The sequence below is a fragment of the Mesorhizobium temperatum genome (assembly GCF_002284575.1).
Lineage (GTDB): Bacteria > Pseudomonadota > Alphaproteobacteria > Rhizobiales > Rhizobiaceae > Mesorhizobium > Mesorhizobium temperatum.
The window spans coordinates 19,508-33,966 of sequence record NZ_NPKJ01000048.1 but is presented as its reverse complement, the minus strand read 5'-3'; the positions used below and the strand labels follow the sequence as shown (position 1 = coordinate 33,966).

Sequence of the window (14,459 nt, the reverse complement as noted above, 5' to 3'; positions counted from 1 at the left end):
CGTTCGGTCAGATGACCAGCGTGATGGTGGACGCAATCAGCATCACGGCTGCGATGCCGACGAACAAGGCATAGATACGCGGCCGATCGAGCAGAAGCGCATTTCCCGATATCCACGCCGCGGTGGCGCCGCCAAGCGCGTACAGGAAGCCGTTACGGTGCCCCAAGGCCAGGGTTGCGGCCATCAAGCCGCCAATGATGAGAGCGCCGAAAACGATGATCACGGCGACCGCGTATTTCTCGAAATCGTTGCTGGCCACCCCCGGACCCATCACGTTCAACGTCGTCAGGTCGTCCGGGTCGAAGGGACTGGCCGACCCATATTCGTCTTGACCGGCAGGCTCGTGCATCATTCATTCTCCTTGAAGCGGCAACAAATCATCAAGCCTTGCCGAGTGCAACCGGGTCGCGACGCGTTCAATGCGATCGGCACGGTCTTCAACACTTTCTGGCCGCGGCTTGCTAGCGGTTTTTTTGGATTTATGTCGGGTGGTGCTGCCGTTCCAGGCGATCTGTCGGACTGGAATGCCAGTTGGGGCATTTCGACCTGAAAGTCACGCCGCTCTGGAGGCGCATTCGAAGCGCTGCCCCTGGCTTCGGCCTGCAAGCTTCGCGCTCGCAGGGCGTGCTTGACGATACCGATGGCGAAGATTGGGTCGGTGGCGAAGATTGGGTCGGTGGTGAAGGTTGGCCGGCGCCACTTTTGGGGGGGCGTTGGGGTAGATTGCCTGATGGGCGCCGGCCAAGCGGAAATCAGGTCCGCCGCAAGCAAATATAGCAGGAATGGCGCGGTATGGCAGTGGTGTGATCGCGGAAGATGGTTCGCGCTTTCCCTGTGCGGTGTCCCATTATGGGTCAAACCGTCTGGCACCTGAATTGCACCGTAAGCAATGCCGGGCAACGGCCCGGAAGTTGTCCCCGGATATGGGGCCTCGCCGCTTCGCAAATGGAGCGGCGGGCCTTTTTGGCTAGAGCATCGGACCCAAAAGTGGGTACCGGTTGTCGCGGCGTTTCGCAGCACGCCGAGATTTTTAGGCGGCGGGAGCCGGCGGCAGTTCGAACAGGTTGGCGCCATTCTCCTGGCCTCGCTCGACATAGCCGATTATCCGGAACCATTTTGCGACGTCCGGTCTCTGGAGCCAGCTGCGCGAGTGAATGGGGAGGTTGCCGGCGAGCGCCTGGATATGGCGAATATGCCGCTTGCAGAAGCGAACGGTCGCGGCGCTGAAGAAATCCTCCTGCGCGGCGAACAGCGTATCAGCAGCGTCGCTATTCTCGTGCCACGCGATGAGCGCGACGGTTTTTTCGCCCTGCACGAGCGCATGAGCACGGCCTTCTTTCAAGTTCATCATCAGATTGTCGTAGGCGATCTTGCTGTCCTTGCCGGCCGCGACGTACTCGTCCGATATCCGCTTGGACAGATCACTGAAAACATTTTCCAGATCTCCAACCGTTGCTGCGCGTGCTCTCATTTCGCCTCCTAGAGCCCCAGCAGGCAGTTTGCCCTAAGGATAGGGGATCACCAAGCAAATCAAATCCGTCATCCGCCCAATGCGAGCAAAGGTGTTTCGCCGGGGGAGAACGCTGCGCGGCATGCCGTGACACCGACGGGCTGATCCCTGCCAACTGATTAGCAAAGTCGGCGGCCATGGCATAAGCTGCTGAAATTGCCAGGTGCCCTTGAAGTGGATTCGAACAACCGACATGCGGATTTTCAGTCCGCTGTCGATGGTTGAAATCGTTGAGCTTTTTAGCTCCATGTCGCGTTCATGTCGCGTCAGGCCAAAAGTGCCCGTTCGGCCGCAGCCAGTTCCTCGGCATGATCGCCGCGCGGGAACAAGTTGCCCGTAGACGTCCATTGTCATCATGATAGAGGAATGGCCGAGCCGTTCCTGAACCACCTTGGGTGGCAGGCCCAGGCCACCATCGGCAACGCGATTGATGCGGCGCCGTTCTCCAATCCGGGCGAGGCCTATTTCGCTACTCGCAACGCCGCCGGACTGCAGCACGTCGGCCGATGACGCCAATAGCCCTCAGTGCGTGGTGACGCCGACCCCAGGGCAGGTGACGCCCACAGGAACCTTTTTGGCGCTGGCGGGACAGCGCGCCCCTCTTCCGTCGTGCCGTCAAAAAAAGCCGCCGGGCGAAACCCGGCGGCTTGATCGTTCGACTGGGTCGTTTCAGCCGCGATCGGCTTTACGGCGCCGGAGCCGGCTTGGCGGCCACCTGGTCGATCTTGTCGGCAAGCACACCCTTGGCCCAGTCCGTGACCTCGGCGTCGACGGGCTTGTTGGCCATGTCGGCAAGTGCCGCGTCGAGCGATGCATCGTCGGTGCCGACAGCGGCCTGGTCGGCAGCCGTCTGGGCCGCGGCAGCCGCTGCTTCGGCATCCGAGACCGTGGTTTCCTGGGCCGCGACCTGCGCTTCCAGATCCGCGATCTGTCCCGGCAGGGCCGCCTGTTCCTCGGGCGTCATGGCTGAAATCTGGTCAGGCGTAAGCCCGTTCAACGTGTCGAGCTGCGCGTTCAGGGCATCCAATTGGGCCTGAGCGTCGACCGCCGCCGCGGCCGCCTTGTCAGCCGCGGCCTGTGCGTTCTGGGCGTTCGCGGACGCCACCGCAAAGGCCTGTACGGCAGCGAACTTCTTGCTCTTGGAGTTCATGTACGCGTTGACGTTGCGCTGCAGCGAGTTCAACCGGCCGAGCTTGGCACGGATATTCTTTCCCTTGGACACAGAGGCGGTCTGCTCAGCGTCGTCAACGCTTGCAACAGTCTCCGTTTCGGCCTTGGCCACCTGCCCCTTGGCTGACGCCGACTTGCCATGCGAACCGCTATTGCCGGAATTGCCGCCAGCATTGCCGTTGCCGCCGCCGCCGTTACCGTTGCCGCCACCATGGCCGTTGCCGCCACCATGGCCGTTACCGCCACCATGGCCGTTACCGCCTGCACCGGCCAGCGCCGGAGATGCCAGAAGCGCGAAAACGGCAAACGCGGCGAAAAGAGTCTTTCGGGATGTCATGATTCCTCCTTTTGAATCGCACCTCCGCATATAACTGCCAAATATAACGAAGAGCTAATTTATATCTGAGAAACTTTATGCAAATGCGAAAGTCCGGCGGGTTGCGACGCCGACCTGCACCGAGGCCCTCGAAATTCCCCCGGGCAGAACTGTCTCAATCAAAGCCAAAAAGACCCTAACCGTTTGTCTTTTGCTAAATTCCGGATGGAAGACCGTTCTTGGATTGCGCTAGAGCGGATGCAGGATATCGGCACCCGCCTGTTCGTCGAACAGAACCGCGCAGCCGCGCTTGAGTGCCACCGCCGAAAGGGCGTTCGCCATCGCATCATCCGGCGATACAAAATCCACCGGTCAGCACCCTCAACTCTTCCACCGCCCTGCTCATCGAGCGGCGACCCTCTCACAACGTCTGGTGCGTGGTCGCGTGACAATCGCCATCCGCCCGGCCTAGTGGCGATGATACGCCAGAACTGTACTGCCGCGTGGCGACTTGTGGCGATCAGATAAGGTGAACCCGGCATCCCCGATTAGAGACTGAAGGCGGATGTCGTCTTCGTCGGGAACTCGCGCCACGATCGTCTGTGCGCGGTTGATAATGTCGATGAAGATGCGATCGGCCTCCTCCTGACCCAACCCCCTGCGGACATGCTGGTACACAGCGAGAAGAAGCACGATATCGTAACGGTCATTTAGAACAGATTGAAGCTTTCGACTCCCAAGGCTCATGGTGTCAAATCGACTTTCTACGTTCGATCCTAGAAAGATGGAACGCGCCACGCGGGTGTGTGGCTTCAGAATGTCAATGCCGTGGATGTAGGCCGGTCTGCGTTTGGCGATTTCATAAGCGACGATGCCCATATTGCAGCCAACATCAAGGATCGTCTTACCGGAGTAGTTTACCCCGCATGAAAATAATCCATCGAGCCGATCGTCCCACGTTCCTGCGCTATATTTCTTGTGCGATTTCCAAAAAGGCACGACTATCCTTCCGTGTCCTGGACCAAAGTCGAATTTTATCTGCGCCCGCTAGCATTTTCCGGCAAAGTCCAACGAAACGTCTGTCGGACGGTTAAGCAATTGCCGTGGAAAATGGTGCCCAGAGGCGGAATCAAAGCATGGGTAATTGTGCTTGTTTTTCAGTTCGTTCGGTTGCCACTCGGTCTTCCTGGTACCAACGTTTATTCCAACAAAATTTTTCTGTGGATAGGTTCGGTTGCTTGGTGAACTCCCGACGACTGCCGACTCATGGCTGATCGGACCGTGTATCTCGACGATCTTTGCGTCGGAAAGGAGGCATTCCGCACGGCCGAATTCGAAAATGGGGGCATCTTGATGCCGTACCGGAGTTCGACGCGCTTATTGGCGTCGCGGCCGAGGAGGCCACTTGGAAGCTGGCCGCCCTCGACAGCAGGAAGTCAGTTCCGGCGATATCCCCGACTAAGCGATCGTATTCAGCCTCCGAACGCCCATAGGCTCCGTTCGCGCGTTCCATAAGGTCCGTCGCGGTCCCGAATGGTGACTTCGCCACGCCGCGAGCGGATAAGCCCGCGCCCTTCCAGCACGCCCATTCAGCCCAGGAGGCCGGCAGCGCGGTTGGCAGCTTAAATTGAAAAGCCCCGCGGTTCTCCGCGGTTCGTGCGCCCTCGAGCCGAGGCAGAGAATGTTGGGGCAGGGTGCATTGGCGGAGGGAGAGGACCTGAAATCCAACCTTCTCCACCGGCGAGCCGCACAACCTGCCCGCACGGGCAAAAAGGACGTTCGCAAGTGCGGTCATCCGCGTCGCCGGTCCCGCCAATCAATTTGAGACGGCAATTGAGAGCGACAACCCACCGAGCTTTACAGCCAAAAGGAAAGTCGGCGGCCCATCCTTCAATGAGCATTGCCTGAACCCGCCGACCTGCGGATTGCAGTGGCCCCGCAATTCGCAGCTTTGCCGGAGGCGTGCCGTCTAGCAATGTAGGCGTGTACCGTTCCAGGTGCAGGAGTTTTCAGGTCTTCTGCCTTAAACCTCTCGGCCAGCGCTCACGCCACCTGTGCTGCCTACAAAGTTCCGCTGAACAGCGCAGCCGGGACGAGTTTCCGGATTCATTCCCCCCATCGGCGATTTGCAGATGTCGGTCATTGGGCGAGCGCGGCCGGGGTCACCACTACTTCGTCCATGAAATCGATCGCCGCAGCGGCGATGGGATCGCCGACGACAAGCGCATCGCCATTCCGCAGGATCTCGAAATCGATGGCCGGCAGGCCGATCGATTGGCCCACCGAGATGACCATGCGCTGCCCCGGCCCAAGGGTGGAAATGAAGCGGATTGGCAGCTCGTCTGCGCTCGAAGCCAGCGTCGCGACGACTCGATAACCAGACTGCTCGACCGTGTAATAGATAACGCCGTGGAAGGCAGGTAAATGAATGCTGTGTCCGCTGCCCGGCGCCAGCTCGGCCGCCGCGGAGGTGCCTGCCAAGAAAAGGCCGGATAATGCAAAAGCTGTCAAAAGCCGGATCATTGTCATTTCTCCTCTAGCAGGATTCCCGAACACTTCGGCTGCAGCTGCCACGCAGGTGATCTGCGGCGGCCTGGCCCGATGCTGCGTTCCGAACGGTTCCGGTTGCCTTGTCGATTCTGACTGACAGGCATCTGTGATTTTCCTCACGGAAGGACGCGCCGGCTCTGCTTTCAGCTCTAATGTGCAGCGCTCGTCTTCAACAGTTCATCCGAATGGAACTTCCTGGAATTCTCTGGATCTGGCTGGAAGTTGCTGCCAATTGCACGGCCTTTCATCCGTTATGTCGGCGAAGGGAGCAGGGATTCGAGCTTATGCCGAGTTTGCGACCCCGTAGGGACGCCTGCGAAGGACGAGCGGCCTAGCGGCTGCCACATTCGCGATTTAGCGCGCTCCGCCTGCGGGCGACCTCCAGTCGCGAAGGGCAGTCGCGTTCTGGTTCGCGTGTGAACCATTAGGGCCGGCGGGACGTTTCTCTGCGAGTTCAACATCATTGACGGCACGACCGTGGAGGATTCGAAGCATCAGCCTGCGTTGCGGAAACAAGACACGCCCGGTGCCTTGGCGAACTTTCCTTATGACCGAATGACTGTCGAACGATTTCGGGAGGCTTTTCCGCGAGCAAGGTGGAGCGACCAGCGCAGGAGCTGGTTTGTACCAGGCAAGACGGCAGCCCGCCGGGTCGACCGTTGGCTGGCGCGTGAGGCCGAGTTGCTGGCGATCCACGGCGATAGCAAGGGGCGCGACGCCTTCGCTTTCGATCCGATCTCCAGTCCCTATCTCGAGGTTGCCGACGACTTGCGCATTCGGACACCCTATTCGAAGACCCTCCTTCGGGAACTACACGAAATTCCCTGGGCAAGTTGGGACGATGAACTTCGGGCGTGGCGCGTGCCGTTTCGGTCCTATGAGGAACTGCGGCGCCGGTGGCCGACAATCGAAGAGGCTGCCCGACGTAGCGAGCCCGAGGAAAGGAAGCGATGGCGCGAGGCGGAGAAGGACTCGGAAGCTCAAAGAACCGCGCGGTTGCGATATGCAGAACGCCGACGCCATCGCTATCCGCTGCCAGCTGAAGACTTGCCTCCGATGGGCCGTCCCGTCGCAACAGAGCAGTACGGTGTTGTCGTCTTTACCGATGTGTCAGGTGAACTCGCCGAGCTGTCGGCATTGACTGCTTTCTACCCACACGCGATGCGGGCAGACTTCGACTTCGTGTGGCGAACGTGGCGCTTGGCGACGCTGACGGAACTCATCAGGACATGGCCCGCTCGTCGTGAGGCCGGCGAAATGGAGCATTCCCGCGGCTGGTGGCAGCCGACGCTTACCGAACTGAGAGTTGCTCGTCGAAACGCGCGCATGATCGAGCGTCGAAGGCGAAACCGCGATCTCAGAAGGTCATGAGCCTCGGACCGCGACTCGATCGGCCCGCTCTCTCCGCCAGAGGCGCGGGCTTTCATTTGTTCGGCCGATGCGGCGGTCCGCTGGCGGGAGATTGAAAATCTGCGCTGATCTATCCAGTACAGCGATGGGCTGCCTGAGACAGCCGGCGATTACCTTTCGGATGCCCTAAGGCTTCGCGCCGCCTCATCGAGTGCCAGCGGATCGTCACCGAGGCGGTCGATGAGGTCTTGAGCTTGGTCGCCGGTGATGCCTGTTCTCATCGCCAGCGCTTCCGCTGCCTCAACATCCGATTGACCAGCGGCGCGCTTGCCTTTCTTCCCTCGGCTTTGGGTCTGCGCGGGAGCTGGTACGTCGGTACCAGATATTGCCGGTGGACGAGCACCAAGCGAGCGGTCTTCGTTCTCGATTTCTAAGGTCGCCTGAGTCCAATGGTGCTCGTGCAGACCGTGCGTCTGGCCTTCTCGTTCCCAGATCTCATATGCGCGGCGCCGAATGCGTTCATGTTTGTCGTCTGACATGGTCGTTCCTCCTTGTGGGTTTTCACCCAACGCGAAGGAGCGTCGGAACGATCCGACCCGACACGCGGATTTCGGACAAAAGAGGGACCCGAAGGCTGGCCTCCAGAGGACCGTTCCTGCCGCATTTGCGATGCTGCGATGCGTTGGGTGGCCCGGAGCAAATCCTCGTGCGCTGCTCGGGAGCAACACCACGAGGGAACGCGACGGGCTCTCCAATCGTTGACGGCTTTTGATCGAGCCGCCACGATGCCATCCACCTCGATACGCAAAACGGAATACGATCCGGAGCGTAAAGTCCTTTCGGTGTGGTTCGTCGCCAGCGGCAAGCGGTACGAGTTTGAGGACGTGCCGCCAGGGACCTTCGCCGCGTTCAAAGCCGCCTTTGCCAAGGGCCGCTATTTCAACGATCACATCCGCAATCGCTTTCGGCACCGTGTGGTTACGACCGGCGACGATGCCGGATGACATCCTATTGACCAGGCCCGTCATTCCACCAGGCTGGTGGCGACGCTATGACGTGGTAGAAGACCCGCCCGACGACTCCGGCAAACGATCGCGAATGGCTTCCTCGGTTCTTTTTGCGGTCGATTTCACAACTTTGCCGACCTTGCCTGCTAGCGTGTCGGCATCTCCACCCGAGCCTTGCCGGTCGGCCTCTTCCTTGACCGTTTCGTAGGCCTCGGCGGCAACTTGCTTTGCTTGCTCCAGGCCCGTCTCGAAAACCTCCTCCGCACTGTCGCGAATTTTGTCGCGGTAGGCGCCAAGTTGCTCGTCCTCTGTGGCTGTGTGGGGCAGCATCACCCCGATGGCAGTGCCCAGCGCAAGGCCGACTGCGGCGATAGCCAGCGGTTCGCGCTCGAAGAGGTCTTGTGCCGATTGGCGCGTCCGAGCCGCTATCTCGCTGGCGCTTGAGCCGAGCTGTCCGGCGGTTTTTGTCATCCTCTCCTTGGCGCCCGTTACAGCGTTTGCTGCAGCTTCGGCCGCGCCGCTTGTTGCTGATGTAACCGAACCGGCGGTATCGGAGAGCATCGCCCCGATTCCGGACCCTTCGTTTCCCTGGCTGAAATCATCGCTGCGCAGGTCGGAGAAAGCGCCAGGAGCCGTGCCTGTCCGATAACCAGCGGCAGCTGAGTTGGTTGCCGACGTGCCGTCGCCGAGCATCAGCCAGGCCAGGCCGGCTCCAATCAACGTCAGTGGCAACGGGTTGTCCCTGACTTGCGACTTGAGGTTGCCTAGCATGGCGGATCCCTCGCCGCCGGCGAACATTCCGGTAAATTCGTCGATCAATTGACCCGGTGTCATCTTGCTGCGGATCGAATCGGCGGTGTCTGCTACTTTGGCCCGGGCGATGTCGGCATCGCGTTCAAGCTCGGCTGCGGATTTGTCGCTCATCTTATTTGATCCTTGATCACGCGCGCGTCGCGCTTGAGTTGGTCTTGTGTGCGATCGGGCGTCAGCTCGGAAGGAGCCATGCTTTTCGTGCCAGAGCGCAAGAGAATGATTCCCAGTATCGCGACGACGATCCCGACCAGCAGCGAGGACCATCCCGCTCCCAGGCCGGCACTCGCCAGGGCGATTACGAGTGCTTGCAAAAGCACCATCAAGGCCGCGAGAAGGCATATGGCGCCGGCCAGAACCTCGGCGGCGCCTGCGCCGGCCTTGCTGATTTTTTCCGACATTTCGGCCCGCAACAGCCTACTTTCGGTTTGAAGCAGGGTTGTGACCTGCTGTGCCAGATCGCTGACGAGGGTTGCGAGGCCGCGACTTTCCTGATTGTTGGTCATGGGTTCTGCTCCAGGCTTGCGCCGGCCCAGTCGTCACCGGCCAAGTCATCGCCGGCCGTGTCGTCTCTGGGCTGGTTGAAGCGGGGCGGCGTAGTGTCAGGGACCTCTGCCGATCGCAATCCGGACTCATCCGATTTCGAAGCCATTTCGGAAGGCCGATCAGTTCCCGATCGACGCTGTGTTTCGGTCGGGGCAGATGGCGGCGGGCTCTTGATAAGCCGCCCCAGCGCCAAGCCTGCTAATACAGAGCCGGCGATCAGCGCCCCTGAGTTTTCGCGGCCGAACGACCGCATCTCGCCAAGAACATCTTCGAATGGTTTGTCCTTCAGCGAAGATGAAAGGCGTTCAAGTGCGCCGGCGGCATCGAGGGTGAACTTCGAAGCGGTCCGTTGATCATTGTTGGCCAGATGCTCGCTTGCTGCTCGCAACGCGCCGCTAAAGGCCTTTAGGTTGGAGGTGATATCGCGCTGTGTTCCCTCGGCCTTGTCGAACAACGCCTGCTTCGCTTCCGCAGCGTAATCGCCCGCCTTCCTGGTGAGTTCATCGCGAGCGTCATGTAGCGCCTCTGTCGCGGTCTGCGTTTCCTGCTGGAACCGCTCGGACAGTTCGCTTTTGGCTGTTTCGAAATCGGCCGGCTTACGGCCCTGATCGTCTTCGCGCTGCATGGTATCTCCTAATGGAATCCGAGGAAGGAGAGGATCGCAAGCACGACAACGACAAGGCCGATGAGATAAATGACACTGTTCATGGTGGCAATCTCCTCCATTGCCTAGCGAACTTGCCTACGGCAAACAGGTTCCAACATTTCCAGCTAAATTAGCGATAATGAAGTCGGCACCCTAACCGGCGAGCCCCGCATGGACTTCTATCGGCAGACGTGGAGTTTGCGGCTCAGGTAATGGCGAAGGCTGCTGTCATACCTGCCGGTTCCCGAGGCACCGGACAAGCGCTTTGGATCAAGCCGGACATCATGGCCCGTGCGACGCCCCCCGGGGGCGAGGAAGATCTAAGGCACGCTTCGAATTCTGGGATGCGACCCCGCAAGAATTGGAAACGATAGGGCGCACCGTTACTCGCCAGCCCTCTCGTCATTCGCGCATCGGCTCAGCCGTTCGACCGGTTCGATGATGGCTTTGGCAAGGGCTTCCCCCTCGTGAACGGGCTGGGAACCGTCCCTCATCCAGTATCTTCAGCACGGTCATGGCGGTCACCACCTCATCGCCGATGTTGATGTCCGCAATTTCCCACGCCATGCAGAGATTGTGCCGCCTTGGCCAAGGGCTGCTACTTCAATGATCGCTTCCGCTACCGTCTGATTCACCGATAACGATGCTTGATGACCCTGCTCAACCGTCTTCCTGTTTCCGCTCCCGCTGGGCCTCGATCTCTTCCGGTTCCTTGTTGTCGATTCTTGCGGTCTCGCTGTCAGCTTCACCTACCGCGCGAACCAATTCGTCCAGTTTAGCGTGCAGCGCCTGTGTATCGCGATGCTCGGCACGCTGGATGAATAGGGTCATCGCCCAGGTCGCCAGTGTCGCGATGGCATGCCAATCCACGCTGCGCCGATCGAAGATGAGCCAGAGGCCGGCGTAGGCGAAGAAGATCAGAAACGCCTGCGGGCGCGATGTCAGCGTGCCAATATGTGTGATGGCGCTCCTGACCTGATTGCTTGTCATTGCAGCGGTCTCCTGTGTCCGGTCAAGAATCGAGTTTGAGCGGCTCGTGCCCCGGTTGGTCATCCCAGATGACTTGCCGCAGGTCGCGCGCATCTACCGGTTGGCCAAGTCGTGCACGGATAGAAGTGGTCGCCCTCATGTTCGACCTGTTTGCCGTGTCGCTTGCCGGTAATCGACGGCCCGAGTTGAGATAGCTTTGTCATGACGGATTGAACGCGGTCCAGCGCGCTTTGTTGCGTGAGGGCGTGCGGGCTTTTGGAGTGCTCAGCGGTCAACGGGAGCAACAAGAGCGGCGGGGCTGGGCCTGACCGGCCCCCTTTTGCGACGCCGGCTGAGGCGAATTACAAGCCGCTTCATGCATCCCCTAGTCGCCAGATCGGGCGAGCCTAGACTCGATTGCGTGCGTAAACGAATGAGTGCCGGCACGGCTAGGCTTGCGTTCATTGCCCCTATGGAGAATCCGCCCCAAGATGACGGATGGATGCACGAGGTCAAGTTTGACCGGTATCGTTCGCAGATCGTCATCGATAACGCCGATACTTTGCATTCTCATTCGCCGCGGTCTGATTGGATGATGAAGTATCAAGACCTTGTCGGGGCGGGGGGCCACCACCCAAGGGGTATGAAGCGGCCGGCAACGCAATGGTCAAGCCAGGGCTGATCGGCCGCGTGAAGCCCTTGCGTGGCGAGGAAGACCTTCGCCATGCATCTCTGCAGGATTTTTGGGACGAAGGCTGAGCGGAACAAGCAGCCGCCTGCGGAATTGTGTCGGTACAGCGGAGACTAATCTTCATGGCCGAAGAATCGAAGCAAGGATCTCGATTTGCGAAACATCTCGGACACGATCACTCGTTTGACCGCAGTGCGGGGTCGATCGGGCCTTTACCCAAAACGCCACGACGGTCGGTTGTCGGACGTGACAGAGTTCGGGTCCAACCCCGGCGGGTTGAAGGCGCGCTTCTACGCTCCCGCAAATCTGCCGCACGGAGCCGCTTTGGTCGTCGTCATGCATGGCTGCACACAGACTGCAGATGGCTACGATCGGGGATCTGGATGGTCGCAACTGGCTGAGCAGGAAGGGTTCGCGGTCCTGTTTCCCGAGCAGCAACGCGCCAACAACGCAAATCTCTGTTTCAACTGGTTTGTCCCAGGAGACATCCGACGCGACAGCGGGGAAGCGCTATCGATACGCCAGATGGTTGAGGCGCTGGTCGTCGCGCACAAGATCGATCGAGAGCGCATCTTTGTTACGGGGCTTTCCGCGGGAGGCGCCATGACGTCCGTGATGCTCGCTGCCTATCCGGATGTGTTCGCCGGCGGCGCGATCATCGCTGGCCTTGCCTATGGCAGTGCGACGACGATTCCCGAGGCCTTCGACCGTATGCGCGGCCATGGCGGCCCGTCTGAACAGGAACTGCCACGGCTTGTGCGTGCCGCCTCATCACACAAAGGTCCGTGGCCGACAATATCGATCTGGCACGGGACAGCGGACAACACCGTTGTCCCTTTCAACGCAGATGCAATCCTGGTGCAATGGCAAGGCGTTCATTCCATAGACGCTAACCCAAAACGCTCGGAAACCGTCGATGGGCATATGCGGCAGGTCTGGTGCGACACGAGCGGGAGAGAGCTGATCGAAAAATTCAGCATCACGGGCATGGGCCATGGCGCACCACTGAAGACGCCCGGCGACAATGGCCTCGGCAGCGCGGGGCCTTTCATGCTGGATGTAGGGATATCCTCGACCCGCCATATCGCTTGCTTCTGGGGCATTATGGAGACAGGAGCGCAAGGCTCAAGGACAAAGATCTCCGCCGATGGCGCAACCCTTTCTGGAACCATACTCCCAGCCGGCCGCGAAACGGAGGAAAAACCGCGGGCGGACCACGTTGTCGCGGCAAGAAAGACCCTGCCGCTCAATGCGGTTGGTTCGCAAGCCGATGTTACGAAAGTCATCGAGGACGCGCTGCGAGCGGCTGGCTTGATGCGGTAGGAGGGATCCAGCGGCCGCAAAGTCAACTCTGAGGACTATGAAGAGGGAGAGAATTCCCGCTGCCTTTCGGCAGCGGGGTTCCTCGATCACAGGCGGTTGCCGTCACGGGCACGGTCGCGCTCGATCTCGTCGGGGGTATAGTCTTCCGCATCGGCGTCGAATCCGGTCCAACCACCCGCCTCGTAGTCCCTGCGACGTTCGGCTACATCGACCGATCTGGATTGACTGAGGATCTGCTCGACGCTCGGCACGAGCTCGTCCGCGACTTTGGCCGTGACCAGGGTCCCGCCACGTCGGATGCCCTCTGCGTAAACATGTGCATCGCTTTCCGGCACGCCGGAATCCGTAAGGGCGCCGATGATCCCGCCGGCGGCACCGCCGACGGCAGCTCCGGCAAGTGCACCTACGGCGGTGGCCGCAAGCCAGCCAGCCGCCACGACCGGTCCGACGCCAGGAATGGCCATGATGCCCAACCCCGTCAGCAACCCGCCGGTACCGCCTACCACCGCTCCTATCCCGGCGCCACCGGCGGCATCTTCAGCGGCTTCCGAGCGATCATCATCATACCAGTCGCTCGAATTGTTGGCGACGATGCTGATATCCGAATGCGGGATTCCCGTTGCTTCCAATTCGCCGACCGCATTGGATGCGTCGTCATAGTTATCGAACAGTCCAGTTACTGTTTTCATTTGATCTCTCCTTGGTTTTGTTAGTTATTGCCGACAACGATGTTGCCCTGATAGTCGAGCGCTATGGGGATGTTTTTCCCATCCTTGCTCGCCTGGCCGCGCCAAATGCCCTGGTCGTCCTTGATGAGCTTGGATACGTTCGAGTAGCCTGCATCCTCAATTCGGTCCTTGGCTTGGTCTTCGGTGAAGCTGTTCGCACCGGGTTCCGGGGCGGATGGACTTGGAGTATCGGTCGTTTTGACAGCCGGCGTTGTTGAGTTCGCTGCTGACGAAGAATCCGTGCCGATGGTTGTGGCGATCTTTTCGATCATCTCCTTGTGCATTTTGAGTGTCGGCAACATCTCCTGTGCGAACGCCTTAAGCGGCCCGTTGTCGCCGTCCTTCGCATATGACTCGAACAAGGAAACTGCGTCGGCATGCGCACTGCGCTGCATATCGACGTAAGGCTGATCGAGCGGCGCCTTGCCGTCTTGAAGCTTCTGCAACTCGGACCTATGGGGGGCATCCAGGTCGACGGGAAGCTGCAGCTTCTGCTCGCCGGCGATGGACTGCAGCTTGGCGTTGGCTGCATTGTGATCTTCGATCATCTTTTGTGCGAATTCTTTGACATTCTGGTCGGTTACCTTGTCCTGAGCGATCTTGCTTGAGTCGACTTCGAATTTGCCGCCGACAGCGGCCTTGTCGACGAAGTCCTGCGCGGTATCCGCAGCGAAAGCGGGCATCGCGAGGACTAGGGAGACAGCAGCGAGCGAGGCGAATAGGTGTCGCGTTTTCATGGATTTGTCCTTGTTAGTGCACGAGTGTGCGATGAATCCTAACAAGCCCATGATCGCTTTGTTCCGGCGCGAAAGAGATATGTCTGAGCGTCTGAATCGTAGGGCA

Annotated in this window: 16 protein-coding genes and 1 pseudogene; 4 read left to right on the top strand and 13 right to left on the bottom strand. The window is 59.9% G+C overall.

Translation table 11 applies throughout. From position 1 onward, the window contains the following. Positions 1-7: 7 nt before the first annotated feature. The 3 genes and pseudogenes from CIT26_RS16190 to CIT26_RS37660 all read right to left on the bottom strand — a co-directional run. Complete coding sequence (locus tag CIT26_RS16190) at positions 8-352, bottom strand: hypothetical protein (RefSeq protein WP_167378701.1); 345 nt, start codon at positions 350-352, stop codon at positions 8-10. Between the two features lie 678 nt (positions 353-1,030). Continuing rightward, positions 1,031-1,471 (bottom strand): hypothetical protein, encoded by a 441-nt coding sequence (locus CIT26_RS16185; protein WP_095493505.1) that lies wholly within the window; start codon positions 1,469-1,471, stop codon positions 1,031-1,033. 305 nt (positions 1,472-1,776) lie between these two features. Further along, positions 1,777-1,942, bottom strand: a pseudogene (locus CIT26_RS37660) (site-specific integrase); the annotation flags it as partial. Between CIT26_RS37660 and CIT26_RS36620 the strand changes: the two are divergent. Next, positions 1,877-2,020: a hypothetical protein gene (locus CIT26_RS36620; protein WP_167391422.1), complete on the top strand. Its 144-nt coding sequence runs from the start codon at positions 1,877-1,879 to the stop codon at positions 2,018-2,020. The pseudogene CIT26_RS37660 and the gene CIT26_RS36620 sit on opposite strands and share 66 nt — an antisense overlap. A gap of 175 nt (positions 2,021-2,195) precedes the next feature. Here the strand turns inward: CIT26_RS36620 and CIT26_RS16175 are convergent, their stop codons facing one another. The 3 genes from CIT26_RS16175 to CIT26_RS16160 form a co-directional block, all read right to left on the bottom strand. Further along, on the bottom strand, positions 2,196-3,017 hold the full coding sequence (locus tag CIT26_RS16175) for a hypothetical protein (RefSeq protein WP_095493504.1): 822 nt from the start codon (positions 3,015-3,017) through the stop codon (positions 2,196-2,198). Between the two features lie 447 nt (positions 3,018-3,464). After that, positions 3,465-3,995, bottom strand: coding sequence for a class I SAM-dependent methyltransferase (locus tag CIT26_RS16165; protein ID WP_095493503.1), 531 nt, complete (start codon positions 3,993-3,995; stop codon positions 3,465-3,467). A 1,140-nt stretch (positions 3,996-5,135) separates the two neighbouring features. After that, positions 5,136-5,519: a hypothetical protein gene (locus CIT26_RS16160; RefSeq protein WP_206072773.1), complete on the bottom strand. Its 384-nt coding sequence runs from the start codon at positions 5,517-5,519 to the stop codon at positions 5,136-5,138. 486 nt (positions 5,520-6,005) lie between these two features. Here CIT26_RS16160 and CIT26_RS16155 point away from each other — a divergent pair, with 486 nt between their 5' ends. Continuing rightward, positions 6,006-6,917: a hypothetical protein gene (locus CIT26_RS16155; RefSeq protein WP_425350353.1), complete on the top strand. Its 912-nt coding sequence runs from the start codon at positions 6,006-6,008 to the stop codon at positions 6,915-6,917. A 149-nt stretch (positions 6,918-7,066) separates the two neighbouring features. Here the strand turns inward: CIT26_RS16155 and CIT26_RS16150 are convergent, their stop codons facing one another. Continuing rightward, on the bottom strand, positions 7,067-7,435 hold the full coding sequence (locus CIT26_RS16150; RefSeq protein WP_095493501.1) for a DUF2934 domain-containing protein: 369 nt from the start codon (positions 7,433-7,435) through the stop codon (positions 7,067-7,069). 246 nt (positions 7,436-7,681) lie between these two features. Between CIT26_RS16150 and CIT26_RS16145 the strand changes: the two genes are divergently transcribed. Continuing rightward, complete coding sequence (locus CIT26_RS16145) at positions 7,682-7,900, top strand: KTSC domain-containing protein (protein WP_095493708.1); 219 nt, start codon at positions 7,682-7,684, stop codon at positions 7,898-7,900. A 45-nt stretch (positions 7,901-7,945) separates the two neighbouring features. Here CIT26_RS16145 and CIT26_RS16140 read toward each other — a convergent pair whose 3' ends face one another. The 4 genes from CIT26_RS16140 to CIT26_RS16125 form a co-directional block, all read right to left on the bottom strand. Next, complete coding sequence (locus CIT26_RS16140; RefSeq protein ID WP_095493500.1) at positions 7,946-8,827, bottom strand: hypothetical protein; 882 nt, start codon at positions 8,825-8,827, stop codon at positions 7,946-7,948. Beyond that, the gene (locus CIT26_RS16135; RefSeq protein WP_095493499.1) at positions 8,824-9,219 is read right to left on the bottom strand and encodes a phage holin family protein; all 396 of its coding nucleotides are present in this window, start codon (positions 9,217-9,219) and stop codon (positions 8,824-8,826) included. The genes CIT26_RS16140 and CIT26_RS16135 overlap by 4 nt, the downstream gene beginning before the upstream one ends. Further along, a complete protein-coding gene (locus CIT26_RS16130; RefSeq protein ID WP_245319452.1) occupies positions 9,216-9,713 on the bottom strand; it encodes a hypothetical protein in 498 nt (165 codons plus the stop codon). Before CIT26_RS16130 ends, CIT26_RS16135 begins: the two co-directional genes overlap by 4 nt. Positions 9,714-10,565: 852 nt before the next feature. Continuing rightward, positions 10,566-10,895 (bottom strand): low affinity iron permease family protein, encoded by a 330-nt coding sequence (locus tag CIT26_RS16125; protein WP_095493497.1) that lies wholly within the window; start codon positions 10,893-10,895, stop codon positions 10,566-10,568. A gap of 823 nt (positions 10,896-11,718) precedes the next feature. Here CIT26_RS16125 and CIT26_RS16110 point away from each other — a divergent pair. Then, positions 11,719-12,888: an extracellular catalytic domain type 1 short-chain-length polyhydroxyalkanoate depolymerase gene (locus CIT26_RS16110; RefSeq protein WP_095493496.1), complete on the top strand. Its 1,170-nt coding sequence runs from the start codon at positions 11,719-11,721 to the stop codon at positions 12,886-12,888. A gap of 86 nt (positions 12,889-12,974) precedes the next feature. On the opposite strand, the gene CIT26_RS16105 is transcribed toward CIT26_RS16110, so the two are convergent. Both CIT26_RS16105 and CIT26_RS16100 read right to left on the bottom strand, forming a co-directional pair. Then, on the bottom strand, positions 12,975-13,577 hold the full coding sequence (locus tag CIT26_RS16105; protein WP_095493495.1) for a hypothetical protein: 603 nt from the start codon (positions 13,575-13,577) through the stop codon (positions 12,975-12,977). A 20-nt stretch (positions 13,578-13,597) separates the two neighbouring features. After that, entirely contained in the window at positions 13,598-14,353 is a 756-nt protein-coding gene (locus CIT26_RS16100; protein ID WP_095493494.1) for a DUF4142 domain-containing protein, read from the bottom strand. Positions 14,354-14,459 lie beyond the last annotated feature (106 nt).

What these genes read in the sequence shown, in the direction of transcription:
- CIT26_RS16100 (WP_095493494.1), bottom strand. Translation starts at nt 14,353, where the DNA reads ATGAAAACGCGACACCTATTCGCCTCGCTCGCTGCTGTCTCCCTAGTC.
- CIT26_RS16140 (WP_095493500.1), bottom strand. Translation starts at nt 8,827, where the DNA reads ATGAGCGACAAATCCGCAGCCGAGCTTGAACGCGATGCCGACATCGCC.
- CIT26_RS36620 (WP_167391422.1), top strand. Translation starts at nt 1,877, where the DNA reads ATGGCCGAGCCGTTCCTGAACCACCTTGGGTGGCAGGCCCAGGCCACC.
- CIT26_RS16135 (WP_095493499.1), bottom strand. Translation starts at nt 9,219, where the DNA reads ATGACCAACAATCAGGAAAGTCGCGGCCTCGCAACCCTCGTCAGCGAT.
- CIT26_RS16150 (WP_095493501.1), bottom strand. Translation starts at nt 7,435, where the DNA reads ATGTCAGACGACAAACATGAACGCATTCGGCGCCGCGCATATGAGATC.
- CIT26_RS16125 (WP_095493497.1), bottom strand. Translation starts at nt 10,895, where the DNA reads ATGACAAGCAATCAGGTCAGGAGCGCCATCACACATATTGGCACGCTG.
- CIT26_RS16145 (WP_095493708.1), top strand. Translation starts at nt 7,682, where the DNA reads ATGCCATCCACCTCGATACGCAAAACGGAATACGATCCGGAGCGTAAA.
- CIT26_RS16105 (WP_095493495.1), bottom strand. Translation starts at nt 13,577, where the DNA reads ATGAAAACAGTAACTGGACTGTTCGATAACTATGACGACGCATCCAAT.
- CIT26_RS16160 (WP_206072773.1), bottom strand. Translation starts at nt 5,519, where the DNA reads ATGATCCGGCTTTTGACAGCTTTTGCATTATCCGGCCTTTTCTTGGCA.
- CIT26_RS16185 (WP_095493505.1), bottom strand. Translation starts at nt 1,471, where the DNA reads ATGAGAGCACGCGCAGCAACGGTTGGAGATCTGGAAAATGTTTTCAGT.
- CIT26_RS16190 (WP_167378701.1), bottom strand. Translation starts at nt 352, where the DNA reads ATGATGCACGAGCCTGCCGGTCAAGACGAATATGGGTCGGCCAGTCCC.
- CIT26_RS16175 (WP_095493504.1), bottom strand. Translation starts at nt 3,017, where the DNA reads ATGACATCCCGAAAGACTCTTTTCGCCGCGTTTGCCGTTTTCGCGCTT.